The following is a 26,053-nucleotide window of genomic DNA, read 5'->3' as shown; positions in this document are numbered from 1 at the left end:
AGCCTTTTTAGGCTAAGCCATTTTTAAGTCGAGTAACAACGGATTGAAGCTCATTGTAACTAGAACTCAGTCTCGACGACTGAATGAAGATATCAGTACTCATTTTTCAGAGACGGTGTCAAAGCACTCATGGCTATCAATATGAAACGAATAAATACACTATCACTCGCAACTACAGTCTTGGCTTCTGTTTTTTCAATGGCGAGCTTTGCAAATACTCAACCCCAAGACATCCACAAAGGATACAGCGACTCTGCCGATTACTATGAAGTAGATGGTGTTGTAGTCAGTAACACAGATTATGAATTTAAGCTTTGGAACCCACGCGGTAAATCTAAAGAACAAATGATGCAACGAGCTCGTTTCCTTGCAGACGCTCAAAATATCCCAACGACTCCAGAGCAAAATGCTCGAGCAGATAAAGCCCGCGCAAAATATAGCGATGCCATACTCATTAATAGCACGATTCCTACCTCTGTTGGCCTGGTAACAGCAGAAGAAAAACACATGATTGCGGCTATTGAACGAAATCGTGCCGCTGGGTTTACGGCCTCTGCTTCGACTATTTATGGCCACCCAAACGATGGGTACTACACAGTATATGGTCGTTACGCACGTACTAACCAACTAGCACGCCAACAAGGTGTTGCCATTGTTAAAGATGCGGATGACATTCGTGATCTTAAGGAAAGTGGCGGATACGGCCTATTTTACATGGCACAAGATGGCGCTTTTTTAGATAAAACGCCTGAACTACTAGGCACTCATGCGAGCCAGGGTCTAAAAACAGTAAACTTTGCGTACAACAAAAATAATGATTACGCAGGTGGTGGTACTGAACAGAATATGGGTTTAACACCACTTGGTTACAAACTGATTGATGAGGCTCATAAGTTCCACATTATCCCAGACTGTTCTCATGGCAGTAACCAAACGTGTATTGAGGCGGCTAACTATTCAGAACGTCCAATCATTGCATCACACTCAAACTCTCAAGAGTTAATGCCTATTGGCCGTAACATCTCAGATGATGCGATGCGTGCTATAGCAAAAGGAGAGGGTGCAGTATGTACCGTTGGCCTTAGCTTCACTTTGACCGCTGACGTTGATGAACCAATGCTTGATGCATTTGCAAGACACGTAAACCACACGGGTGATGTAATGGGGCGTGATGGCACATGTTTCTCTACAGACTACATTCATAATATTTACGAGTACTATCAGTTCAACCTACCAAACTACGAAATGTACCCACCAGAGTTAGGCTTTGGTGCTCCCACACAGAACATTGCAGCAGAAAATATCTGGCATGTGGTTGCGCTACTTGAAGATGATTACAACTGGAGCGAAGCAGAAATTAGAGGCTTCCTTGGTGGCAACCTTATGCGTGTATACGACGCTAACTGGTAATCCCTTAATACACTTTCCTATTTGCCTGAGCGTTTGGGAGAGTGGAACTTTGTCAAAATTTTAGAATTAGGTAACTATCTTATGAATCATATTCAAGAAAAACCACTTTTCAGCCTAGGCGTTTCAGACAATTCAGTGCTTGTAACAGCAGGTTGTTTTGACCCTAAATTCAAAGAAACCGAATCAGTTTACGACCAAGCCATGGCTACTTTTTCGGTGCTTGATGGCGTACTGGCTGAAGCTGGTCTCGACAAATCTAACGTTATGTCAGCAAGTGTTTGGCTACCACTACGCGAAACATGTGGCAATGGTCCAACCATTGCAGCAGACGATGCCGCTGAATTTAACAAGGCATGGAATGAATACTGGGGTGAGCTAGCAAAACCTGCTCGCGACACTGTTGGTGTTGGCTTTGTATTCCCTGAGTTCCTATGTGAAATCAAATTTATAGCTTCTCACAGCAAAGCGTAATTTCGCTGAATTTTAAGGTAATAAGATGACTTATAACTTTACAAAGGCTCCAAACCGTAAAGGTGCTTACGCAGGTAAGTGGACAGCAATGACTCTTTGGTCTCCGCATGCAAATGAACACACATTGCCATTTTGGGTTGCTGATATGGACTTTGATGTTGCACCACAAATCACTGATGCGATGAAATCTGAAATTGATCGCCTAACCTTTGGTTACTCAGTTGCAACGCCACAGTACTTTGAAGTCACTTCAGCTTGGCTGAACCGCCGTTACGGCTGGGAAGTATCACCAAGTAATATTCGTATTGCGTCAGGTACACTTCATGCGATCAGCACAATGATCAAAATCGCGTCTAAGCAAGACGATGGCATTATTGTACAAACTCCGGTTTACCATAAATTTGCGGAGCTAGTGACAAAGCACGGTCGTACCGTAGTTGAAAACCCGCTTGTCGAGCAAGACGGTGAATACGATATCAATTTTGCGCAGTTGGAAGAGTTGGCAAGCCAACCTAACAACAGCCTAATGCTTCTTTGTCATCCTCATAATCCAGTTGGGTGTGCATGGACTCAAGAAGAGTTGGTGAAAGTGGCCGATATCTGTGGTCGTCACAATGTTACTTTAGTTTCCGATGAAATCCACTCTGACTTGACTCGTATGGGGGTTACTCACCTTCCAGTAAGTAAAGCCGTCGGTGGCGCACCTCATATTGTTACTCTTAATGGTACAGGTAAGACATTTAATCTAGCGGGTATGCATATTAGCCACGCTATATTCGATGGCGAAGAACTGCGTAATAAGTGGGATGCTGAAATTGGTCTAACACTACCAAACCCAGTATCGATGGCTGCTGTTGAAGCGGCTTATACCAAGGGCGATGAGTGGGTTGATGGACTTCGAAACACACTGGACGGAAACTTTGAATTTACTCAAGCGTATCTTGCTAAACACTTACCAAAAGTGAAGATGACTATTCCTAACGCAACTTATTTTGCGTGGTTGGATTTCCGTGCATTCGATTTAACCGATGCACAAATTGATGAAATCATGATCAAAGAAGCAAACATTCTTCTTGAAGGTGGTCCGGCATTTGGTACTGGTGGTGAGGGTTGGCAGCGTCTTAACCTTGCATGTACTCACTCTCAGCTTGAAGAAGGCTTGAAGCGCATGTGTGCAGCCTTTGCTAACTACAAATAGGTTAGAAAAATGAGTAAGTTTATAATTGGTCTCGTACTATTTTCTGGTTACTTCATGTTCGCTTTTTCGTGGGTACTTGGTGATATTTACATTGGCTCTATGGGCTATTCTGCTACTGAAGTGGGCGAATCTACTTCAACACTGAATATTGTTAAAATGTTAGCAAACTTAGTGGGCGGCGTGCTGATCGGTAAAGTGTTAGCGGAGAAAGTCTTTAAGTTTAATGTGTATGGATTCATGCTTGGCATGATTACTATCGCAGCAGGCTTGATTGTTGCGTCGATGACAGAAGCGTTCGCATTACTTTTGATCTCTCGTGCATTAGTGGGTCTAGGTGGCGGTATGATCCTGTTTACACTTAGCCCTATTACAGCCTCAGTATTTGAAGGCAAAGCACTTTCTTTGGTAAATGGTACCAACAGTTCTGCTTACTCTGGTGGCATTGCAGTAGCAAGTGCTTTAGGGGTAATGATTGCGACTCATACTATTGATGTTATTCACGTTACTGTTGGTATCTTAGTTTTGCTTGCTGTTGTTCTTTTTCTTGCAAAACTGAATGTTCAACCTCTTGTACCGGAGGGTAGTAATGGTGAAGAACAAAAACCTGCTAGCTTAAAGCAAGCAGTGATGACTCCGTTTAACTGGATCTTCATGCTGACTTTTACCGCAGCGATTGTTTTCTTTACCCTAATGTTTACTTTTGCATCAAAAATGAACATTGAAGCTACCCCATTTTTATGGGCTGCAGTAGGCGGTAACGTTGTCGGTATCATACTAGGTGGTTCTTTCCCTCATAAGAAAGTGGCAACTATTAGTAGTATTATTGCTGCGATTGCAGGTGTGGCTTTCTTCATGGGTGGTATTCCATCGGCGGCGTTGGTGTGTGGTTTTGCATTATTTGCAGGAATCCCGAGCTACATTACGCTAGCATTCAATCAATCTTGGGCTACGCCAGCATCATTAGGTACTACGTTTATGATGCTTTGGATTGGCTCTGATAGTATTGTTGCCGCGACTTCAATCAGCTTTCCTTCTTTGATTGGTAGTCCAGCCAGTAACCTAGTGTTAGTCGCATTGCTTGCAATGTACGCAACGGGTACTGCAGTGATTGCGAAAAAATACTAGTTATTAAGTGAATGATCGAATTTGAAAAGCCCGACAATCGTCGGGCTTTTTTGCGTTTTAGTGCAGTAAATAAGAAGTTATTTGGTTTCTTCCGATTGGCCGAGGACACTTAGGCGAAAATCATTGGGTGTTTGGCCGGTATTGGCTTTAATAGCTCGAGAGAAATGAGAAGGTGTTGCGTAGCCGAGTTCATAGCTCGCTTGTTTTAAAGTGTTGCCGCTCTCAAATAGATGCTTTGCCTTATCTATGGTCAATTTAGTGATAAAGTCTCTGGCGTTAATTCCATGTTCTTGAAAGTAGCGTTGCAAGGTACGTGAAGGTACCCCGGTCGCTTGGCTGAGGATGGCCACAGACGGCAGTGTTTGATTGCAAAGTGGGTATATATTCGCCGCTAAGCTATTAAGAAACTCATCAAACGTTAATTCGGACTCGACTATTCCGGTTAACGCGGAATCAGTAATAATCTTTGCCGTGTTACGTTTTAGTGTTGCATTATCTACGAAAATCGCCGATTGAGGTCGGTCAAAGAGCACGGCAATGTGTGGAAAAGCATCATTCTTATCGAAGTCACCCTTTTTAGCCTGACACATTATCTTTGTCGGTAACCATTTAGTATCGTTCAGAACCTCGCGAATTAACATCACTTGTAGATTGAGTGAATATTGTTCGATAGGTATACGTCCAGTTGTTAGCCCTTTACTGCCTAATCGACAAAACCATATCCCTTTAGTCGTAGTCTTAACCCAAAAATTGGCGTTGGAAGATACGCTAGTTAATAACTGACATGCCTCCGTAAGTGCATCCAATAATGTATCAGTTTTCTTCAGTTGTTCAGCTAAAGGCTTGACAACTAAGTGGCCATATTTAAGCGCGGATTCTTTACCAATGTCTTTAATACCATGCTTGTGATAAAGATGATGAAAAATAAGCCACATTGGGTTTTCAAAAACAACGTGGTTAGGATCTTCAATCTCATTAAAAGGTAATAGGCTCTCTCTCGCTAATCGCTCAAATGGCACGCCCACTTCTTTCGTAAATTGAAAGACAGGCTCTAATTGCTGGGAGGTGATTATTGGGATCTTTGAAGACATATTATTAAATTAATGCGTTGTCTACTGTCAATTTGAACACGGTTGAATGGAAAACCCTAAGCGAGTAAAAAACCTGGCACAAGGGTTCTTAAACACTATTTCAGAATAGCCTATCGTGAGAGCGAATCAATACTTTAACCCTAAAAGTCGAACTTCTTGATTCCAAAACCCCCAAAGCAACAGAAATTTAGAATTTTAAATCAGATTCTAGCAGTCCTCCGCAAATTTATTTTGAGTTAATACTGTGTATTATATTATATAAATCAATTACTTAATTGTTTAACAGTGCGTATTTTAAGTTAATTCAAATTATTTGAACTTGAAGAGCAAATTTGATCGTTATTTTTTAACCGTTTGTTTGAATAGAATAGCTCCATCAGTCAAGCACAATGACTATTTAAACAAACAATCAATCAAACAAATTAGGTAACGATTATGTCTATTACAACTATTAAACAACTACTTACTTCTAACGCAACTTGGTCAACGATGGCGCTTCGCGTACCAGTTGGAATCATGTTTGTGGCTCACGGCGCACAAAAGCTATTTGGTTCTTTTGGCGGTTACGGTCTTGAGGGTACAGGTGCATGGATGGCATCAATTGGCCTTGAACCGGGTTACCTAATGGCTCTGATGGCCGGTAGCGCAGAATTCTTTGGTGGTCTTGCTCTTATCCTGGGTTTATTGGTTCGTCCAACTTCATTTGTGTTGGCGATTACCATGCTGGTGGCAATTTTTACTGTCCACTTCGAGAATGGTTTGTTTATGGCAAACAACGGCTATGAGTTTGGATTAGCGCTGTTTGCTGCATCCGTGTCTCTGATGATCAGCGGCGCAGGCAAACTTTCTGTGGATAACGTCATCAAGCAACGTCTTGCGTAATTTCTTTAGGCTGATTCGTATCAGCCTAAGCTATCTACCTTCTCGAGGAGCTAACATGAACCTAGCATACAACAAAATTAATGCATCGGATCTGCACTACTTACCAAGCAGTCCTTACCATCCAGCGAATACGTATTTCCATTTTTCATTCGCTAACTACTACGACCCAACCCGAATGAACTTTGGTGCGTTGCGCGTACTCAATGATGATGATGTGACACCACACAGTGGTTTTGACCGTCACCCGCACCGTGATATGGAGATTATTAGTTACATTGTTCACGGCCAGTTGACTCACTGGGACAGCGTGACGCAAAAAGAAGAGACGATTGGTCGCGGTGATGTGCAAGCAATTTCAGCGGGTACGGGTGTATGGCACTCGGAGTTGAATAAGCATGATGAGTGGTGTCGATTCCTACAGATTTGGGTGATGCCGAATAGAGCGGGTGGCCCAGTGCGTTATAACCACAAAAATATTGAACTGGAAGACAGAGAAAACAAGCTATTGCACATAGTAGGTAACCCTGAGAATCAAGATTCTGCACCCTTGTATATCAATGCGGATGTGAACTTTTATGCATCAGAGCTTACCGAAGCGGATGCGAGCGTTTCATTAGAGTTGAACCCTGGTCGTCAAGCGTACATCTACTGTGTAGAAGGAAGCCTAAACATTGAAGGTCTCCCTACATTGAATGAAAAAGACGCCTTGGAAATTACAGATCCTACTTCGTTGACCTTTACACAAAATGGCGAAACTGCGCATTTTGTGGTCATCGAAATGAAGAAACAATAATAACCTCAATTACATAATGTTTGACGGGTGAGACTGAATACCATCCGTTAAGCGTCTAAGGATACAAAGCATGACTACAGTAAAAGCAAGTTGGAACAGCAGCATCGATGGTGGCGAATACCGTCGTAAAGATTCTCAGTTTAGAAACTGGATCACTGAAGATGGCAGCGCAGGTCCAAGTGGCGTGGGCGGTTTCCAAGCCGAAGCGGGGCGCTACCACTTATACGTGTCACTGGCTTGTCCTTGGGCGCACCGAACTTTGGTGTTCCGTCAGTTAAAGCAACTAGAAGACATCATCACGGTAAGTGTGGTTCATCCTGATATGCATGAGCACGGTTGGACATTTAAACACGACGCAGAGTCCTCGGAGCAATTTGGCACAACGGGTGATGACCTGTTTAATGGCGAGTTTTTGTCTGAGCGTTACCTAGTGAATGCACCGGACTACACTGGCGTGATTAGCGTACCTGTATTGTGGGACAAAAAGCTGCAAGTGATTGTGAACAATGAATCTTCAGAGATCATTCGTATGTTGAACTCCGCGTTTAATTCAATGACTGGCAACACTGACGATTATTACCCGGAAGAATTGCGCGGGCAAATCGATGAAGTGAATGAGTTGGTGTACCACAAAGTAAACAACGGTGTGTATAAGTCGGGTTTTGCGTCTTCTCAAGAAGCGTATTCTAAGAATGTCACGAGCTTGTTTGAGGCATTGCAGGTGTTGGATGACCGTCTCGCGACACAGCGTTATCTAGTGGGGGATCATTTAACCGAAGCGGATTGGCGTCTATGGACTACCTTAATTCGTTTTGACTCTGTGTACCACACGCACTTTAAATGTAATTTTAAGATGCTAAAAGAATTCAGCCACTTATACCATTACATGTTAGAGCTGTACCAAATGCCTAACATTGCTAAGACAGTGAATCACGCACACATCACTCGTCACTATTATGCGAGTCATATAGCGATTAACCCTTACGGCATTGTTCCTATCGGTCATCAACAAGATTGGAATGTACCGCACAATCGCGATACCAAGCTTTACATCTAATATCGTTGCCGATTCATCAAGCCCGCCCCATTGACGTTCAGTGGGGCGGGCTTTTTTGTTGTTGGGCGTTGGCGTCATTTTCTATGAAAAATCTGTCTGACTATTAGTTCAAAAATATAGAATTCAAAGTTCAAAACTGTGCGCTTTTTTTAATCAGCCACTGCTTTAATATAGCGCTTAACCAAACGAACTGCACCTCACTAAGGGTGTTAACGAACAATCGGTCAATGCAAAATGTTGAAAAATATTTGGAATAAAATTATGAACAAAAATACGATGAACAAAGAAACAATTTTGGTTATTGGTGCTGCAGGTAATAACGGTACTGCGACTATTCAGTCTTTGGAAGAAAAATCACTGTCCAATACTGTGGTACGTGCCGCTGTGCGTACTGATGTGCAAGCAAAAGCATTAAAAGCTCAGTTTCCGAACATTGAAACTGTCTTGATTGACCTTGAGAAAGCTGAGACCTTAACCGGTGCAATGCAGGGCGTAGATAAAGTCTTCATGATCCCTGGTAATGTAGAAAACCGTGAAGAGCATGCGAAAAATGCCATTGATGCTGCTGTTGCAGCTGGCAGTATCAAGCAGTTTGTCTTTTACTCAGTGGTTGGCGCTGAATACGAAGCAATCTTGTTTGCGCGTCAGTTCCGTGCAGGTGAAAAGTACCTTGAGCAGTCAGGTCTGAACTATACGCATTTGCGTACTATATTCTTCCAAGACAACTTCTTTGGTTGGGCTGATGGCATTAAGCAAGGTGGTTTGTACGTAGGTTTACGTGAGGGTCGCTTTGCTCCGCTAAATATTGCTGATATTGGTGAAATGGCAGCCAACATCCTAACCACTTCAGGTCACGATAACAAAGCGTACAATGTGACAGGTCCTGAGCTATTAGGTGGTGAAGATATGGCGAAGGTATTTGCTGAGGTGACAGGCAAAAAGGTGGCGTACGTATCACCGACAGAAGAACAAACACTCGAGTCTTTGCTGAGCACGGGTTGGCCAGAGTGGCAATCTCACGGCATGATTGAACTGTTTGAAGTGTTTGCATCTAACCAAGCGGCTGTTGTAAGCCCTGACGGTGAGCAATTATTGGGTCGCCCAATGACAACTTTAGAAGAGTTTGTTAGTGCTAACAAACAAGCATTTGTTTAAATAATAGCGCTACTTGATTGATACATAAAAACCCAGCAATCTTATTGCTGGGTTTTTTGTTAGTACAAGGTCAATGTATGTTTAGGTGAGGTTAGAACATTAAGAAACACGACTCTTGCATGGCTTTAAGCTCTTCTACAAACCAAGCGAGCGCTTTCCCTTCATTGTCTTTTCTCCATGCTATATGAAGATCTAATTTTCGCCAATCTTCCAGTTCAACAGGTAATGCGACCAATTGCCCAGTTTGCAGTTCTGTTTGTATTCGATGTACTGGAAGGTATCCCACACCACCACCACCTTGTTGAAGCTCTATTTTTTTTCGAAAAGTGGGAACAGTGATCCTTGATTGGCCATCAAGCAAGCCCGCGGATCGAGCTTCAAGGAGTTGAGAGCTATCAGCCACCACGACTGAAGGGTATTGCTTAATAATTTCAGCGGCCAAAGGTTGCGGTTCATTACACAGTGGGTGGTCTTTTGCCACAGCGAAGACAAACGCTATATTACCGATGGCATGAGTTTGAAAACTCTTATTGTGAGATAAACCGGCGGCACCAATAACGAGGTCACAGCGTTCAGCAGCAAGGGCATCCCAGGTTCCACCAAACACCTCCTCTCTGACCTTGATATCTATCCAAGGATGATCGATGTGAAATTTTTTGATTAGGTCATAGATTGGGTCGAACTCTAAGATGCTATCTATCCCAATTCTTAGCTCAACTTCCCAGCCACTGGCCGATTGTTTAACTAGATGGGTCAGTTCTTCTGTGGCATTGAGAATAAGGCGACCCTGCTCAACAACCATTTTACCTATAGGTGTTAGCTCGGCCTTGCGTTTGGTTCGATCAAACAAGGGGACTCCTAGGTCCTCTTCCAATTTGTTAACGGTATAAGAAACGGCTGAAGGAACGCGAAATAAAGATTCAGCAGCGGCCGCAAAACTTTTCTTACGTTCAATTGCTTCTAAAACCTTGAGTGCATCGAGGGTAATCGGTGAATTCATAGATCCAAATTATCTGAATTGATAGCTATCCATTTATTAATAATAAGAATAAACCTGTTAAATACTAATCTTTTTTACATTCAAAATTGATGAATTAAGTACTTGTTCCCCCCTTACTTGCAATTATGATGGATCACAGGACAGAGAAGCTCAGCATCAAGCACTCTAAGTTTGGCGTGATCTGAATGAATGATGTCGTCTTTGGATGTCTAGTGGCACTAATTGATGACCTATAATGGCCGTATTCGCTAGCCAAGCTAGTGCATAATCAGTCTTTATTAAGGGGAGTCGTTATGTCAAATACATCTATCAGCTTAATTTCAATGTGATGGTTCAGCGGCGTGAGCATGTGAACGTTGGAGGAAGAAAGTGCAACAATTGCGAATAGGGCTGTTTGGTGTGATAGATAATAGCCACTTCAAAAAGGAAGTGGCTAGATTACGGTATCGAAACACTAGAAACTCGATATCTGAATAGTGTTCATCGCCTATTTATTTTGAAAGCGATTATAGTCTAGCAAACCGTATTCAATGGGTTGGTCTTGTTCATACCAAGCATGGATCTTATCGCTGAATGGCCAGAAACGGATATCGGTGCGTCGGATAGCAAAGCGGTCCAATAATATTTGTCGGTGTCAATTATGAAGTTGGATTATGCTCAGAGAGAATAGCAAGCTGATTACCCCGAACATAGCTCGGAGTGTACTAACAACCCATCGAGCTAGTACCCTGCATAAGCAAAATCTACGGGTACAGGAGTATCAATTATGGTAGGGCTGGATTTTAGCAACCCTGTTGTTGTGTCGATAGTGAATCTTACAATGTTATTTGAATTTTGATTGCCTACACATAAGTGTTGGTCATCGGGTTCAATTGCCATTCCTCGTGGACAGTCACCTTGGGTTGGTGTCCACCCAAGCGCGTTCAGTTTGAAGGTTTCAGGACAGACTTTAAATTGCGCTACAGAGTTCATACCCCTATTAGTGGCGTAAAGGTATCCTCCTTGTGAGTCGATGCAGATCTCTCCACCTGTGTTTCCGCCAGTTGCTACTTTTCCTGGGTTCGTAGCATCAAACTCCGGACGTATGTAATCACTGTCTGTCGGTAGCATGGAAATAGACTGCAACCAAATCATACTGCCTCTTTCTTTATCAAATCGAAACGCATCGATTGATGATGACAGTTCGTTTAATACATACACGGATTGCTCCGAGGGGTGGAATACCAAGTGTCTTGGGCCATTGCCGGAAGCAATGTTAGCAACTGGGACTGGGGCCGAGTGGAGCTCACCATTCTCACCAAGCGTCCAACACAGGATTTGGTCGATACCCAAGTCGACACCCAGTACAAATTTACCCGATGGGCTACTAGTTATCATGTGAGGGTGAGAGGCCGATTGGCGGTTTGCTTCAGGACCAATGCCATTGGCTTGGTTTATATGCTGATAGCTGAGTTCACCTAAGCTACCATCACTATTGATAGGGTGCGTTACAAAATTGGCGCTACCGTAATTGCTACTCATTAGATAGCCACCGCTACTATCAATTTCACAATGGCATGGCCAGTTACCATGGGTAAGTTGAGAGTTTACAAACGTGAGTTTGCCACTCTTGGCATCAATACGAAATGCACTCACCATACCTTCCAGCTTGCGATCATCAACACCCAGTTCATTAACGCAGTAGAGCATGGTTTGGTCTCGATTGAGCGTGATGAAGGATGGGTTAGGGGTTTCAATGACTTGAATGAGCTCAAATGAGCCATCAAATGCAAAAGAATAAACGGATATGCCTTTGGCTGAGCTTTGCTCTGCGGCACCGGGTGCGAAATGAGGGTAAGTATAGCTTGCGGTATACATGAAGCGTGAATTGAATATAGAGCTTTGTTGTTTCATCGTTATACTATTCCAAAGAAGATGGCACCCAAGCAGAGGCTTGGATGTCTTTCTATTTATTTTTATGAGTTAGCAGACTGAAGTTCACCTTCAACTTGTTCATCTTGCGCTTTCCACTGCTGTTCAATTTCTTCCAGTGACATGCCTTTAGTTTCAGGCATAGCTTTTAGAGTGAATAAGACTTGAGGAATCAGAATCGCTGCGAAGAACAGGAAGATGGCACCAACAGGGATAATTTCACGAAGCATTGGGAAAAACTGATTTAAGAACGCTTGGCATACCCAAACCATGATTGTCGCTACTGCCACGGCGCGTCCACGAACTTTTGTAGGGAAGATTTCGTTCATGACAACAAACTTGATTGGTCCCATAGAAAAGGCAAAGAAGGCCACAAAGGCACACATTAGGAAAACCAGCAACATACCTGAATCTTGGCCGTTTAAGAACAGCAAGCCAATCATAGTGTGAGCTACGATGACACCAATTGTACCAATTAGAAGCAGTTTTCTACGTCCAGCAATATCCATTAGCCATAGTGCAATGACAGTGAAAATCACATTGACGATACCAATGATGGCAAAGCCCCCTAATGAATCACCTAAAGAAAGCCCCGCTTTTTCAAGGATAGTTGGGCCGTAGAAGAAGACTACGGTGATACCGCTCATTTCAGAGAAGAATGACAGTGCGACGGCGATCTTAAGTGCTTTTTTGTTGCCTCCTTTGAATAGGTCGGCAAATTTCCCCGTTTCTTGAGAGATAACGTTCTTTAAGTCTTGAACTAGCGCGTTCGCTCCTGTTTTTCCTGCCACTTTTTCAATGATAATGCGTGCTTCTTTTTCACGATTGTTTGCGATTAACCAGCGAGGAGACTCTGGAATCAATAGGCACATCAGTACAAACACGATTCCTGGAATACCTTCTGCCAAGAACATTCCACGCCATGCTTCTGAACCGAATAACCAACCAATGACACCTTCAGTGCTGCCGCTTGCAATTAAAGAGTTTGAGAAGTTCTGGATTCCTGCATTAGAAAAAAGAGAAATCATGATGCCAACGGTTATCGCAAACTGGAACAGAGTGATCATTCGTCCACGAACGTTTGTTGGTGAAATTTCTGAGATGTACAACGGAGAGGTCAAGGTTGCGATACCAACACCGAAACCACCAATCAGCCTGAAGAAAATCAGTGTGTTAGCGTCTGTTGCAAAGGTACAGCCCATTGCAGAGGCAAACAGGACGAGGGCAGCTAAAAATAGGTTCTTCTTACGACCGTAGCGGTCGCTAAGCTTCCCTGCTAGGGCGGTTCCCGCAATACACCCTACAACAGCGCTACTCACAAAAAAGCCTTCTTGCCATGGCAAGAAACCAAACTGAGCTTTTACCAATGAGATGGTGCCGGAGATTACGATGAGGTCAAATCCGAAGAAGAATCCACCGAGGGCTGAAACCAAACAGATAAACCATAGGTATCCATTACTATGTGCTTTGTTCATTTTATTTTCCTAATGTTCACGTTGTGTTTTGACTTTAAATTTCCTTAACCGCAAGTTGTCTTTTGCAACTTTAAGGGGAGTTTAGAAACTGGGGTTGTTGATCTTTTTACCTAACGCGGGGATGAGGCGTTGGCCTATCCAAGCGAAAAATTCTTTGATACGCACGCCTGCTGGGAGGTCAGCTGAAGACTCATCTTGTGGGATATAACCAATGGCTTTACGTGAGCTTTCAAGGCACCATTTCATGCCCTTATTGTTGGACATTAGGTTAACCACGACATGGCCATCGATGTCCGCCAATAGGGAACTCTCCATACCATGCAGATAGTCTCGATCGCTTAACCACATCAGTTGACCCCAGCGCCCCATTTCCATGTGAGCGCCTGGCTGATTATCGTGCGTCCATTGGGTCCAACCGATACGGGCACTTACCACTTCCATACCGTGGTGATCGGCAAAGTACTGGGCTGTGCGTTCGCCCACTAGCTTGGTGACACCGTAGGGATTGACAGGGTTTGGCGTAATGTCTGGTGTAAGTTTGGCATTAACGAAACGATATCCACCTACCACCCAGTTTGAACTCGCAAATACAAAGCGTTTTACGTTATGTACAGATGCAGCATGGAACACGTTGTACAACGCATCGATGTTGTTAGGTATGGCTGATTCCCAACCACATTGGTTATCGCGATCGGCTGCAAGATGAATTACCCCATGGCAGTTTTCGAATACGCTTGCCCAGGATTCTTCGTAGCGAGTGATATCGCCCACTACGATCTTGTCATCGTCACTTGGACGGATATCCAATCCCCAGACATCAAGGTCTTCTCTGGCACTCAAATAGTCATATATTTTTTTGCCTAAATGGCCAGTTGCACCAGTAATCACAATTTTTTTCACGTGTGGTTTCCTTGTGGTAAATAATACACATTCAGCATCTAGAGTCTGATATGTCAGCGTTGTTGATTTGCATTAAATAGAATTTGATATTGCTATTCTCACTATTGCGGGGGTTAAATAAATACGTGAAATTACTGCAAAGTTGGTTTTTTTGATGCAAGCATGTGAATGTGAGTCACACTTTTTAACAAACACCTATTATTTGATATCTGATATATCAGAGGTGTCATCAGTGAAGGGGGAACGTTGTAGTTTGAAAAGAGATTGATGCGTAAGTGATACTTTATCTGGATTAATTTACAAGGTGCACGAGTACCATGAACAATGGAGTATGCGACAGTGATCGAGTTACGGGGGAGTGAACGGTATTTAGCTTTCAACCTATAAGATGCGGGAGAAACTCATGTAAGCCTAGGACAAATGTCTAAATAATTATAAATTTTGGATAGAGTAATTAGGAGACTCCCTTTTTGAGAAAGCAGGGGGTTGGGAGTTGGTATCATGAGAAGAATGAATAACTCAATCTTTGGTTAACGTCTCCATGTCTTGTCATGTAGAGAATACGTCGCAAATAAAGTGAAACGTCACCGATAACGGCATGAACTAGTACTTCAACGGCGCCTGTTTAAGATCTTGTTGGTACCAAAAACGCACAATGCTGGCGTTATCAGCCGGTTTTCACCCATGTGCGCTTATATTGGCTACTTGTTTTCGAGTATCACTACGACCTTGCCAACGGTTCGTTGGTTCCTCATCTCAAGTAACTTATCTCCTGCCTGACTAAGAGAAATGCTCGTGATGTAAGGCGCTTGAATTCGATTTTGATCTAGCAGCTTATTGAAGCCTTCACCGGCGTTGAGTATGGATCTAAGACCAGATTGGCCATTGTTATATCCTGCGCCCAAGCTAAGTTGATGCACACTCAGGCCTCTTGCCTTGGCTTGCTGGTAACGAGTGAGGTCGGCCGTTTCTACTAGCTCCACCATTGCGCCGTCAAATTGAAGTGAGTTGGCACAAAAGAGCTCGGATTCGCCACCTACACAATCAAGCGCAACATTAACGCCTTTGTGTCCTGTGATCGTCATAACTTCTTTGACCACATCTTGCGTGTGATAATCAATCACATGAGTTGCGCCTAGTTGTTTGACATACTGACTGTTGCCTTTAGAGCAGCTGACAATGATGGTATCAACCCCAAAATATTTGGCCAGTTGAATAGCAAAACTGCCGACACCCCCTGAACCACCGGTAATCAAGATTGATTCTTTACCTTGAATGCATAATTTGTCAACTAACGCACGCCACGCTGTCCAGCCAGCACATGGTGTAGAAGCTGCAAACTCAGTTGAAACATCGGGTAGTAGGGTAAGTGTTTGATGGTTTTGGAGGCAGTATTCAGCAAGGCCACCGTTTTTTCGGAACATATTGCCGTGAAACAAAACTTTATCACCGACTCGCCATGATGATTCTTCGTCTGAAACCTCAGTTATTTCACCTACTACATCTAATCCAACAATAAAATCATCGTCCATATCGCCTACAAGGTGATGCCAGTGAGGGATCTTGGTATCGATAGGATTCAATCCACAGGCGAGTACCCGTACCAATACGTCTTTATTTGATCTTTTGGGTGTTGGAACATCACGAAGTTGGAAGCGGTCGGAGGTTTTGCAATAAGTCACAGCTTTCATTTTATTACTCCATACAAAAAAGGAGCTTGCCCTTAAAGACTAAGGAAAGCTCCAAAGGGGCCCAAGATTGGTTAAATGATGTTTGCTTTTTTCGCTATATACATAGAGCCAACAGCAGACAGGTCTTGAGTGTCATTGCACTGATAAACGGGGGCTTCAGGGAATAAGTGTTTTACAAGCACAGCCGTTGCTTCACAAAGTAAGCCAGAGCCGCCAATGTAAACGGGGGTTCCTGAAGTGAAGCCAAGCTGTGGAGCAGAACGTAAGGCTTTGATATCAGAGTGTAGGACGACACCTATCAAGAAACTGGCAAGTTGCTCATGTGACTTACCTTCAAACTGCTCTTTAAGTCGAATCTGAAAAAGTGCGTGCCCAATTCCGAATGATTCGGCTGCCTGATAACCTTCTAACAGTGCCTCATTACAAAGAGAATCAGAGAAGCGGTTCTCCAACGAACTTGTGAGTATGGTATTGCTGGTGATTATGGCATTGAGCTCGCCGGCAAGGGTTGTACAGCAACCTTGAATGGCCTGTTTAGAATCAATGGACACAAATTTAGAATGAGAACCTGGCAGGGCGATGACGGCGTCTTGTTCTATATCGAACAGATCCGCAATAGCCAGCGCTTCCACTTCTTCACCGCGCATGATATCTAAACCAGCCACCGATTGCAGGTTGTCTGTATCTAGATTCTTCACACCAGGAATAAAGTGAATTGGGAGTGTTGATATTGATGGAATGACAACGGATTTAATGTTTGTTGCAAAACCCTCAAGAGATACTGGAGCAACGAGATGAGGCACCTCATATAACCCAAGGTTCGATGTGATCATGCCTGCAGCCAAAATGGCTTGAATATCAGAATCTTGCAATGAGTGCTTATTCTTAAGCTCAACAATTGCTTCTGAAATAGTGTTGATCAACAACTGATTATTGCCATCAATACTGGTATTACGAACACCGACATTCGCTTTTACCTGATCAACGCGTTGTTTACCTTCAAATAGCGCTACTCGAGTATTCGTAGTGCCTGTGTCTATTGTAATGATCAATGGAATAGTCCTCAAAAAAAGGCTCACCACAAGATGAGCCTTAAAGGTGAATTAGATGCGTCCAAACTTAGAAAGCAGTTGCTCAACTGTTGCACCGTTTAGGATCTCTTCACGAACTTTTCTCTCATTCTCAGCAAGTTGCTTAGCCGCTGGGTATACTTCTTCAACGAACTCGTAAGGAACAACCGTTACACCTAGCTCATCCGCAACAACAAGATCACCAGGCTTAACAATTTGACCACCACAAACAACAGGAACGTTGATTTCGATTGGCTCAGTGCGACCAGTCTCTGCTGAGTGTGCAGCACGTGGAGAAACTGAACGAGAAGCCACAGGAAAATCAAGAACTTTTGATTCATCTGTGTCACGTACAGAACCGTCAACCACAGCGCCAGCTACGCCAGCAGCACGTGCAAGACCCGACATCAAACCACCCCAGATAGAGGTGTTTGGTGTGCCGTTTGCATCGATAACAACAACATCACCTGGCTTTGCAATGTCGAAGATTGGCAGACAGTCAACGATATCGCCTGGCTTAAGTTTTACTGTCAGTGCTGTACCGATGAATGGCTTGTTCACTGAACGGAACTTGATTTCATGGTCCATCACGCCGTCACGTTTGAATGCATCACTGAATACCGCACTCACACTCAGTACATCAGTCATTTCTGCGCATTTAGCGATTAGGTCTTCGTTAACGTTTGGACGTGGGTTGATGATTTTCTTTGCGTATTCCATTTTTATTTCCTAATTGATTCAATGGCTTGTTTGTACAGACAAGCGTTTTGGTAAATTTTGTCGAATTCTTGATTCTCGACCATGGTGTTATTGACTAAGTTGGATCCAATTCCGAATCCAACAGCTCCAGCTTTGGCAAAGTCTGCGATGTTGTCTGCGTTGACTCCGCCCACTGCAATGAATTTGAGATCTGAAAGCGGTGCGCTTAACGCGCCTAGATAGCTAGGACCAAGCAGACCTCCGGGGAACAACTTAATAAAGTCGGCTCCAGCTGCATCGGCTTGAACGGCTTCGGTTGGTGTCATTACGCCGGGTAGCGATACCATCTCCAGTTCTCGTGTTTTCTTGATCACTTCAGGGTTAAAATCGGGTGAGACGATGAATTGACCACCTAGGTGTTTGACCGCTTGAACTTGTTCAATCGTGGTCACTGTGCCTGCACCAAAAATTAGCTGGTCAGAAAAATCTGTCGCTAAGATGTCAAGAGCGGCCAAGGTATTTGAATCACCGTTTTTACGATCGAACGTGACTTCAACTAGCTTGATTCCACCTTGGACTAGGGCCTGCATCGTCGGTCGAACATTATCTGGAGATAGACCACGAACAATAGCGAACACTTTGTGCTCTTCGATCGCAGCGATGGTTTCATTTCTCATGATTATTGTTCCGAGATAGGTGTTTTGATACGGGCAACAGGATCAAGAGGCTCGCCACCGAGCAATACAGCTTTAGCGTTTTCAGCCGCAATGCGACGACATTCTTGGAATGCTTCTTGCGATACGTAAGCAACGTGTGGTGTCACAATACAGTTATCCAAGCCAAAGATTGGGTTGTCGTTAGGGTTCCAGTTATCCAGCTTCGCTGGTTCTTCTTCTGGGTCATCAAGGCCTGCTGATGCAATCCAGCCTTCTACCAGTGCTTTATAAAGCGCGTTGTTGTCGACAACCTTGCCACGAGCACCATTAACAAGCACAGCATTGGGTTTCATTTGACGGAAGCGATCTTCGTTGATGAGTCGATCCGTTTCTGGCGTATGTGGGCACATTACGTTCACCACGTCAGAAGTGCTGATGAGTGTGTCCAGATCTACCTTCTCTACATTAAAGGTATTCATGTAAGAGCTTGAAACGTAAGGGTCGTAAGACACTACTTTGAAGCCAAGCGCTGTCATTTTTTTCGCGATGTTTTGTGCGATTCGGCCAAAACCAATCAGACCCCAAGTAGAAGATCGGAAGCGCTTAGGAACTAAGCCATCGATATCCCAGTGCCAGTTGCCTTCGTGAGTGAATTTGTTGTACGCCGGAATGCGTCTAAATAGAGTTAGACCTAGTGAGATAGAGTGGTCTGCTACTTCATCAATACAGTAGTCAGGCACGTTGGACACTTTGATGCCATGGTCGTAGCACGCTTCTACATCAAGAATGTCGACACCAATACCGTAGCGACAAATGATCTTACAGTGATCGAGCTGCTCGATAGTGGTTCTAGGGATTTTTGCATATTGTTGCAAGATAGCATCGGCATCTTTCGCCAACTCACCCAGGCCAATACCTGTCTTGCATTTCAGGCCAATAACTTCTGCGCCAATTGGCTCCAATACACTACGTTCAATATCCAAGTCTGGGTAGTCATAGTCTGATACGTAGACTTTGAATTTGGTCTCAGCTGTCATTTCTCGTCACCTTCTCGTTGTAATGCTTGATATCTGAGATCTAACATATCAGTGGTTTTTTTGAAGTGGTATTTGTTTACTTTCAAATTGTGATCAATCCCAAAAAACCCAACATTTTGGCCGTCTAAGTAAGATATTCGGTATTTTTACTTATTTTTGAGGTGTATGTTATCTGATATATCAGTTCTACTGGATTAATTGACGGGTACAATATGATGAAGTGGTTAAATGAAAACTTAGAGGGAGCTGTTGGGGCGTTACTTCTAGCAGTAATTGTAATATTGATAACGATGCAAGTAGTAATGAGGTATGTATTTCAAAATGCATTATCTTGGTCTGAAGAATTAACCTTATGGACCTTTATTTGGTTTATTTGGATTGGCATTGCTTATGCATTTAAAGAAAGAAAGCATGTAAAGGTAACTTTTTTCCAAGACTTATTACCTAGCAAAGTAAAGAAAGTCATAGAGATTATGATTGATATTGCTGTTGTTGTTTTCTTATTAACGATGACCTATCAGTCATATAAATTAATAACGCTACCTTATGTGTTATCTCAAAAGTCGGTAGTTCTTAACCTTCCAATTGCAGTCATGTATGCATCTGCACCTGTTGGTTCATTATTATCTGTGTTTCGAATTGTTCAGTTCTATGTAATTGATAGAACCAAAGTAACTTCACCAGTAGAGGTTTAAAATGTCTGGAATAATCTTATTTTGTGCACTGGGAGCTTTACTAATCTTAGGTGTGCCAATTGCGATGAGCTTAGGTATCAGCTCCCTGTTTGTAATGAGTTTCGTCGATGGAACGCCCCCTTTAAGCTTAATGGCACGCTCGATTGTAACTGGTGCGGATTCTTTTCCATTGATTGCTGTTCCTCTTTTCATCTTAGCGGGTGACTTGATGCAGAAAGGTGGCCTATCAAAAAGAATCATTGGTTTTGCGTATTCTTTGGTTGGCCATATTCGCGCATCTCTTTGTTATGTGAATGTCATTGCATCGATGTTTTTTGCGGCTATTTCTGGTTCTGCTCCGGCAACTGTGGCAGCAATTGGCTCGAACATTATTCCTTCAATGACACAGCAAGGGTATAAGAAGGACTTTTCTTCCGCTCTAACGGCCTCTGCCGGTATGATTGGCGTGATGATTCCACCGAGTATTCCGTTTATCATTTACGGTGTATCAGCAGAAGTCTCTATAGGTAAACTATTTTTAGCCGGTATCGTCCCTGGTGTATTGTTTGGTCTTACTTTTATGGCCATGAGCCGCTTTGTAGTTAGAAAGTTGCCTATTATGGACGTGGAGCCTACACCTTTCTCTTGGGCAGGAGTGGGTTCACAGTTTAAAGAATCTATTTGGGCGCTGATTGTCCCTGGGATTATCTTGGGAGGTATTTACGGCGGTGTGTTTACGCCAACAGAGGCGGGCGCCGTAGCTGTGGTATATGCGATTATTTGTGGGTTGTTTATTTATAAAGAGATTTCATTCTCTGATCTTCCTGAAATATTCGCACGTTCAACCCTGACCTCAGCCACAATACTTGTTCTGGTTGTCTTCGCTGCTGCATTTGGCCGCTTGGTTACCTTTGAACAGATACCCGGTGTAGTAGCAAGTACGCTCGTTGGATTATCTGATAACCCTATTGTGTTGCTACTATTAATCAATGGCATGTTGTTGATTATCGGTATGTTTATGGAAACTATATCGGCAATTATTATACTAACACCGATCCTTCTTCCTGTAGTTAAACAACTTGGTGTAGATCCCATTGTATTTGGTGTGATTCTTACTGTTAACCTTGCTATTGGTTTCTGTACACCCCCCTTAGGTGTAAATATATTTGTTGCTAGCCAAGTTTCAAATGTGAGTATTGAGAAAATATCGAGAGCATTAATACCATTCTTATGTTCCATGTTGGTTTTATTATTAGCGGTAACATTTATTCCGAGTTTATCTTTATTTTTAACAGAATTAATTGGTTAATGATTAATTACACTTTCACTTGAAAAATAAAGCCCTACAAATGCTAGGGCTTTATTTGTTTATATTAGAATGATTCATCTGATTGATGCATTTCGTGACCACACTCACAGCAAGTTAGGGAAGGATGTTCAATAATTAAGTTCTGGAGTGTGATATATCAGATGTTACATGCCACAAAACAAGATAAACATAACAACAGTTGCATCAACAACTGATACTAACGATGAACCACCCTACACAGTTTAAAGAGGGCACTATGAAAAAACTAATTATGGCTACAGCAGTATCCATGCTGGCACTATCTACTTCGGTAATGGCGGCAACCACAATCAGAATTGGCCATGGAGCAAATGAAAACTACCACCTTCACCGTGCTCTTGAGAAGTTTAAAACTGACCTCGAACAAAAATCAGATGGTAAGTTTGAAGTACAGATCTTTGCAAACTCACAAATGGGTCCAGATCGCGAAATGATCGAGGGCGTACAGTCCGGAATGCTACAAATGGCGGTATCTCCTTCATCTTTCTACTCTTCTTGGGACCCTTCTTTTGATGTGGTTGAGTTACCGTTTATTTACCCAAGCAAACAAGCAGCACTCGATACAGTACATAGCCCTGCGGGCGACAAGATGCTGAGCAAGCTGAACAACATGAACCTTCAAGGAATTGGCTGGATGGAGAATGGTGTTCGACACGTAACAAATAACTCTCGTCCTGTAGAAACACCGGAAGACTTGAAAGGCCTGAAAATTCGTACCATGAAGGTTCCAGCGCACGTTAAGACGTTTAACTCTTTAAATGCTTCTGCAACGCCGATGAACTTTGGTGAGGTTTACTCTGGCCTACAGCAGGGCGTTATCGATGGTCAGGAGAACCCAATTGCTCACATCTATGCGCAACGTTTCTATGAAGTACAGGATTACGTGAGCTTGACGGGCCATGTTATTACGTTCTACATCCCTGTTATGAATCTAGAGTTCTGGCATGGCCTGACTCCAGAAGACCAGGTGCTAATTAAGCAAGCTATGCATGATGCTGAAATCTACCAACAAGAGATTGTTGCTGCAGAAGAAGGTCAGCAAATAGAAGAGTTTAAGAAGATTGGTACTAAAGTGAATGCGTTGACCCCTGAGCAGTTGCAATTGTTCATCGATGCGACTGAGCCTGTGCGTGCTGAGTACAAAGATAAACTGGGTGCAGACGTTTACGATGAGTGGATGAGCACCATTAAGGAAGTTGCTGTTAACTAGTCATTGTTAAAGATGTCGATGTTTTTCAAGAGAGGGCTATGCCCTCTCTTGTTGTTTTAGTTTTGCTGGGGTTGATAAAACATGTTTGATAAAGAGATCAAATTCACACTGGATGGCGGCTTTGAGTGTGAACTACCAAAAATGGTAAAGGTAAAGCAGCATTTTGAGCGTAACAAGCTTGACGACATTGCAGAGCGTATTAACTTGGAGCTGTTGAAGCTTCCAAATCCGGAGCGCCTAAAAGGGATGTCATTGGCGATTACTGTGGGTAGTCGAGGGATTTCTGGCCTTATTCCCGTTTTGCAACAGACCATCGCTTTTTTAAAAGCCCATGGCGCGCTCCCTTTTGTTGTGCCGTCAATGGGGAGTCATGGTTCGGCCAATGCCGAGGGCCAAGTTAAGATTCTTGAAACCTACGGTGTCACTGAGCAATCTATGGGAGTCCCCATAGTGTCGTCTATGGAAGTGGTTCAAGTGGCAAGCATGCCTGATGGTGTCCCACTTTATTTGGATAGAGTGGCGATGGAAGCGGATGGCATTATTTTATGTAATAAAATCAAACCTCATGCGGATTTCAAAGGACAGGTCGAAAGTGGTTTGCTGAAGATGCTGTGTATTGGGCTTGGCAACCACCTTGGCGCGTCCTCATTGCATCGCTATGGCTTTCATCAGTTTCATCGTGTAATACCTGAAGCGGGCGAGCGATTGTTGGAAAAAATTAACGTCCCCTTTGCGATTGGGTTGGTTGAGAATGCATACGATGAACTCATGGATATTGAGCTTGTTGAGCAACATGAGATCCTCTCTTTGGAGCCAAAATACCTCGCCAAAGCAAAGCGCAATATCGCCACCATTCAGATCCTGGATATTGATGTGTTAATCATTCAAGAGATCGGGAAAAACATCAGTGGTGAAGGGATGGATCCTAATGTGACCGGAAGACCAGGTTCTGGAGTGGGGGGCTTTAAAGGACCTAAGATCTCCAGCACCGTGGTGCTGTCTTTGACAGAGGCCACACACGGAAATGGTGTCGGCATAGGTATGGCCGATATTACCACCAGACAATTGGTACAAGAACTCGACTTTGGCGCTATGTATACCAATGCTGCAACCGCAGGAACATTGGCAACGGCCAAGATACCTATGGTGATGGGTAATGACAGAGAAGCGATAGTGTTTGCTCTGAAAACTGCGCCAATACACGACATTAAAAATGCGAAAATTGTCTGGATCAAGAACACATTGGATCTGGATAATATCTATGTGTCTGAGGCTTTGAAACCTCAGGTAGAAACACTCGAGAAAACCGAGTGTGTTAGCTCGGAAGAAGCGTTTAGCTTCAATGAAGAAGGGCAATTGCTGCCTTGGGAAAGCTAAAGTAGAGGTTGATAGAATCACCTTTTTCACTAGCTGAGTCGGTGGTGAGGTTCGGCAGAGTCGTACCTAGTCATATTGTGAATTCTTGGGCTGTCATGGGTTCAGAGCCCGACCAGTAGCTAACAAATGAACGGCGACCTTTTAGACGGGGTTGCCGTTTTTTATTGCAATGCATAACACACATTGAATATGTGTCCGCACCTACTAAGTAATTGAAATGTAGTTGTTGAACAACCTGGTGTGATCTGCCTTTTGAACGAGAAAAACATTAGTTTTCCCCGTATCCATCTCGTCAAAGATGCTGAAGCTAACCCCTCACCGCTCTCGGTTTTAAAAGAATGGAGTGGTTCCTCACGTCTGCTAATGCACAAATACATCAAAATAGCTCCGTTACATAAGATTGCTTTGAAAGTTGCGATCGGCTTCTTAGCAGCTTGTATAAATTTAGTAGCTGGTCACAATTACAACTACTGAGGTCTAATATATTAGATGTTAGATTTCAAAGGAAAGGAGTGAGACAGTGAAAGACAAAAATATGGATACCGCGTCCTCTGACGTTTCTCGACGTAGCGTGTTGAAGACGCTTGGAGCTGTTGGAGGGCTATCAATGGTGCCTAGTTTCGCCGCCCATGCAGCGACCACCCAAGGTGCAGCGGGTTTTAAAGAGCAGTTCGTTTATATTGGCACCTACTCAGCCCCAAATTTTGCTCCTGGTGCGCAAAAACCAAGCACAGCAAAAGGCATTTATGTCTATAAGCTTACTGAAAGTGGAGAGCTATCGTTCGTGCAGTCAGTTCAATCTGACAACCCTTCTTTTTTAGCTGTAGATCGAAACAAAAGTGTACTTTATTGCGTTAATGAGCTTGGTAATAACGATAGCGGTCACCCAATGGGTCGTGTGAGCGCGTACAAAATTGATAAAGAGAGTGGCGAATTAAGCTATTTAAATACGCAACTGACTAATGGTACATGGCCATGTCATTGTACTGTTCACTCAAGTGGCCAATACTTGCTCGCGGCAAACTATGGCTCTGGTAGCTTTGTCAGCCTACCTATTAATGCAGATGGTAGTTTAGGAGAGATCGTTGGCTTCTATCAAAGTGAAGCCAATGGCAAAGGATCTATCGGGGAAAGGCAAGAAGGCGCTCATGCCCATATGATAGTTAATGGGCCTAGCGATAAGCACGTATTTGGTGTTGATCTGGGTACAGACAAGATTTTTGCTTTCAACTTGAATGCGAACACGGGTGAACTGTCGTTGAGTGATGTTCCTTTTGCAAATGTTGCTGCGGGAGCGGGTCCTAGGCACATGGATTTTCATCCCAGTAGTAAGTTTGCCTATGTACTCAATGAGTTCTCATCAACTATTGACGTGTTCGACTTTGATTCGGTTCGAGGCTCGTTTGCATTGATCCACAGTATTTCAACTCTACCTGTAGATACTAAGTTTAAGCGACCAAACTTTAATCCTACTAACCCGGGTTATGTACCAACTGGCACAAATACTACGGCTGAAATCAAAGTGCATCCGCAGGGCAAGTGGCTTTATGCAACGAATCGCGGTGCGGACTCTATTGCAGTCTATGGTATCGATCAAACGACGGGCAAGCTATATCCAGTGGAATGGGTTTCTTCAGGAGGTAATGTGCCTCGTGGTATGAATATTGATACAACAGGAAGCATCCTTTTGGTTGGTAACCAAAACTCCGATAACACTCTATCTTTCAAGATTGAGCCATCGACAGGCAAGTTGGGAGAGCCTTTGACTACGGCGAAGATCCCGGTACCAGTCGATTTTGCTTTTCTATAAAGGTTGAACATAG

Annotated in this window: 23 protein-coding genes and 1 pseudogene; 13 read left to right on the top strand and 11 right to left on the bottom strand. The window is 43.4% G+C overall.

The window, feature by feature from the left end; genetic code table 11:
- Positions 1 to 141 precede the first annotated feature (141 nt).
- From D5I41_RS03395 to D5I41_RS03380, 4 genes are all read left to right on the top strand, one after another.
- Positions 142 to 1,410, top strand: a complete 1,269-nt coding sequence (locus D5I41_RS03395; protein WP_162892785.1) for a dipeptidase — start codon at positions 142 to 144, stop codon at positions 1,408 to 1,410.
- 81 nt (positions 1,411 to 1,491) lie between these two features.
- The gene (locus D5I41_RS03390) at positions 1,492 to 1,881 is read left to right on the top strand and encodes a RidA family protein (RefSeq protein WP_119008506.1); all 390 of its coding nucleotides are present in this window, start codon (positions 1,492 to 1,494) and stop codon (positions 1,879 to 1,881) included.
- Between the two features lie 25 nt (positions 1,882 to 1,906).
- Positions 1,907 to 3,079 (top strand): MalY/PatB family protein, encoded by a 1,173-nt coding sequence (locus D5I41_RS03385; protein WP_119008505.1) that lies wholly within the window; start codon positions 1,907 to 1,909, stop codon positions 3,077 to 3,079.
- Positions 3,080 to 3,088: 9 nt separating this feature from the next.
- Positions 3,089 to 4,204 (top strand): MFS transporter, encoded by a 1,116-nt coding sequence (locus tag D5I41_RS03380; protein WP_119008504.1) that lies wholly within the window; start codon positions 3,089 to 3,091, stop codon positions 4,202 to 4,204.
- A gap of 77 nt (positions 4,205 to 4,281) precedes the next feature.
- On the opposite strand, the gene D5I41_RS03375 is transcribed toward D5I41_RS03380, so the two are convergent.
- Positions 4,282 to 5,295, bottom strand: a complete 1,014-nt coding sequence (locus D5I41_RS03375) for a helix-turn-helix domain-containing protein (RefSeq protein WP_119008503.1) — start codon at positions 5,293 to 5,295, stop codon at positions 4,282 to 4,284.
- A gap of 435 nt (positions 5,296 to 5,730) precedes the next feature.
- Here D5I41_RS03375 and D5I41_RS03370 point away from each other — a divergent pair, with 435 nt between their 5' ends.
- From D5I41_RS03370 to D5I41_RS03355, 4 genes are all read left to right on the top strand, one after another.
- Positions 5,731 to 6,177 carry a DoxX family protein gene (locus D5I41_RS03370; protein WP_119008502.1) on the top strand — a complete coding sequence of 149 codons (447 nt, stop codon included), beginning with the start codon at positions 5,731 to 5,733 and terminating at the stop codon, positions 6,175 to 6,177.
- Positions 6,178 to 6,232: 55 nt separating this feature from the next.
- Positions 6,233 to 6,970, top strand: a complete 738-nt coding sequence (locus D5I41_RS03365) for a pirin family protein (protein ID WP_119008501.1) — start codon at positions 6,233 to 6,235, stop codon at positions 6,968 to 6,970.
- Between the two features lie 70 nt (positions 6,971 to 7,040).
- A complete protein-coding gene (locus D5I41_RS03360; RefSeq protein ID WP_119008500.1) occupies positions 7,041 to 8,027 on the top strand; it encodes a glutathione S-transferase family protein in 987 nt (328 codons plus the stop codon).
- A 261-nt stretch (positions 8,028 to 8,288) separates the two neighbouring features.
- Positions 8,289 to 9,182: an SDR family oxidoreductase gene (locus D5I41_RS03355; RefSeq protein WP_208639135.1), complete on the top strand. Its 894-nt coding sequence runs from the start codon at positions 8,289 to 8,291 to the stop codon at positions 9,180 to 9,182.
- 91 nt (positions 9,183 to 9,273) lie between these two features.
- Here D5I41_RS03355 and D5I41_RS03350 read toward each other — a convergent pair whose 3' ends face one another.
- From D5I41_RS03350 to D5I41_RS03305, 10 genes and pseudogenes are all read right to left on the bottom strand, one after another.
- Positions 9,274 to 10,182, bottom strand: a complete 909-nt coding sequence (locus tag D5I41_RS03350) for a LysR family transcriptional regulator (protein WP_119008499.1) — start codon at positions 10,180 to 10,182, stop codon at positions 9,274 to 9,276.
- A gap of 487 nt (positions 10,183 to 10,669) precedes the next feature.
- Positions 10,670 to 10,804 (bottom strand): annotated as a pseudogene (locus D5I41_RS03345) (fatty acid cis/trans isomerase); the annotation flags it as partial.
- A gap of 98 nt (positions 10,805 to 10,902) precedes the next feature.
- Positions 10,903 to 12,075 carry a lactonase family protein gene (locus D5I41_RS03340; protein WP_119008497.1) on the bottom strand — a complete coding sequence of 391 codons (1,173 nt, stop codon included), beginning with the start codon at positions 12,073 to 12,075 and terminating at the stop codon, positions 10,903 to 10,905.
- Between the two features lie 62 nt (positions 12,076 to 12,137).
- The gene (locus D5I41_RS03335; RefSeq protein WP_119008496.1) at positions 12,138 to 13,568 is read right to left on the bottom strand and encodes a sugar porter family MFS transporter; all 1,431 of its coding nucleotides are present in this window, start codon (positions 13,566 to 13,568) and stop codon (positions 12,138 to 12,140) included.
- An 81-nt stretch (positions 13,569 to 13,649) separates the two neighbouring features.
- Complete coding sequence (locus D5I41_RS03330) at positions 13,650 to 14,468, bottom strand: NAD-dependent epimerase/dehydratase family protein (protein ID WP_162892784.1); 819 nt, start codon at positions 14,466 to 14,468, stop codon at positions 13,650 to 13,652.
- Between the two features lie 701 nt (positions 14,469 to 15,169).
- Positions 15,170 to 16,159 carry a zinc-binding dehydrogenase gene (locus D5I41_RS03325; protein ID WP_119008494.1) on the bottom strand — a complete coding sequence of 330 codons (990 nt, stop codon included), beginning with the start codon at positions 16,157 to 16,159 and terminating at the stop codon, positions 15,170 to 15,172.
- 71 nt (positions 16,160 to 16,230) lie between these two features.
- Positions 16,231 to 17,211 carry a 2-dehydro-3-deoxygalactonokinase gene (locus D5I41_RS03320; protein ID WP_162892783.1) on the bottom strand — a complete coding sequence of 327 codons (981 nt, stop codon included), beginning with the start codon at positions 17,209 to 17,211 and terminating at the stop codon, positions 16,231 to 16,233.
- Between the two features lie 51 nt (positions 17,212 to 17,262).
- Positions 17,263 to 17,949: an RraA family protein gene (locus D5I41_RS03315; protein WP_119008492.1), complete on the bottom strand. Its 687-nt coding sequence runs from the start codon at positions 17,947 to 17,949 to the stop codon at positions 17,263 to 17,265.
- Positions 17,950 to 17,951: 2 nt separating this feature from the next.
- Entirely contained in the window at positions 17,952 to 18,605 is a 654-nt protein-coding gene (locus D5I41_RS03310; RefSeq protein WP_119008491.1) for a bifunctional 4-hydroxy-2-oxoglutarate aldolase/2-dehydro-3-deoxy-phosphogluconate aldolase, read from the bottom strand.
- 2 nt (positions 18,606 to 18,607) lie between these two features.
- Complete coding sequence (locus tag D5I41_RS03305; protein ID WP_119008490.1) at positions 18,608 to 19,621, bottom strand: C-terminal binding protein; 1,014 nt, start codon at positions 19,619 to 19,621, stop codon at positions 18,608 to 18,610.
- Between the two features lie 212 nt (positions 19,622 to 19,833).
- Here D5I41_RS03305 and D5I41_RS03300 point away from each other — a divergent pair, with 212 nt between their 5' ends.
- The 5 genes from D5I41_RS03300 to D5I41_RS03280 all read left to right on the top strand — a co-directional run bounded on the left by D5I41_RS03300 (position 19,834) and on the right by D5I41_RS03280 (position 26,040).
- The gene (locus D5I41_RS03300; RefSeq protein ID WP_235868845.1) at positions 19,834 to 20,316 is read left to right on the top strand and encodes a TRAP transporter small permease; all 483 of its coding nucleotides are present in this window, start codon (positions 19,834 to 19,836) and stop codon (positions 20,314 to 20,316) included.
- 1 nt (position 20,317) lies between these two features.
- Positions 20,318 to 21,604 (top strand): TRAP transporter large permease, encoded by a 1,287-nt coding sequence (locus tag D5I41_RS03295; RefSeq protein ID WP_119008489.1) that lies wholly within the window; start codon positions 20,318 to 20,320, stop codon positions 21,602 to 21,604.
- Between the two features lie 256 nt (positions 21,605 to 21,860).
- On the top strand, positions 21,861 to 22,853 hold the full coding sequence (locus D5I41_RS03290) for a TRAP transporter substrate-binding protein (RefSeq protein WP_119008488.1): 993 nt from the start codon (positions 21,861 to 21,863) through the stop codon (positions 22,851 to 22,853).
- Between the two features lie 81 nt (positions 22,854 to 22,934).
- Positions 22,935 to 24,230 carry a nickel pincer cofactor-dependent isomerase, group 22 gene (locus D5I41_RS03285; protein WP_119008487.1) on the top strand — a complete coding sequence of 432 codons (1,296 nt, stop codon included), beginning with the start codon at positions 22,935 to 22,937 and terminating at the stop codon, positions 24,228 to 24,230.
- A gap of 520 nt (positions 24,231 to 24,750) precedes the next feature.
- Positions 24,751 to 26,040 carry a lactonase family protein gene (locus D5I41_RS03280; protein ID WP_119008486.1) on the top strand — a complete coding sequence of 430 codons (1,290 nt, stop codon included), beginning with the start codon at positions 24,751 to 24,753 and terminating at the stop codon, positions 26,038 to 26,040.
- The last annotated feature ends 13 nt before the right edge of the window (positions 26,041 to 26,053 follow it).

This window comes from Vibrio superstes (assembly GCF_003569005.1).
GTDB lineage: Bacteria > Pseudomonadota > Gammaproteobacteria > Enterobacterales > Vibrionaceae > Vibrio > Vibrio superstes.
This window is presented reverse-complemented; position numbering and strand designations above follow the sequence as displayed.